At 70.5% G+C, this 234-nt stretch carries 1 protein-coding gene; it reads left to right on the top strand.

Going from position 1 to position 234, the window contains the following annotated elements; all coding sequences use genetic code 11:
- On the top strand, positions 1-234 hold a 234-nt coding region (locus tag QP415_RS13040; RefSeq protein ID WP_306559708.1), incomplete at both ends, for a helix-hairpin-helix domain-containing protein.

Raw genomic sequence — 234 nt, 5'->3', positions numbered from 1 at the left:
CATTGTCGCAGCCCGGCGCGAGGGAGCGTTCATGAGCCAGGCGGACCTGGCTCGCCGCGCACACGTGAGCTCCTCCGACATGGAAAAGCTTGCGATGGCCGGAGCTCTCGGATGCCTGGGGGTCGGGCGGCGCGAGGGAGCATGGGCAGCCGGGGCGCTCGCGCATCCACGCGCTCATGCCGGTCAGTGGCAGCCGTTTCTTCCGGGAACGGAGGTGGGGTCCCGCGTACCCGA

This window comes from Pauljensenia sp. UMB3104 (assembly GCF_030217285.1).
Classification (GTDB): domain Bacteria; phylum Actinomycetota; class Actinomycetes; order Actinomycetales; family Actinomycetaceae; genus Pauljensenia.
Note: the sequence above shows the minus strand (reverse complement) of the source record. Positions and strands in the feature narration are given on the sequence as shown.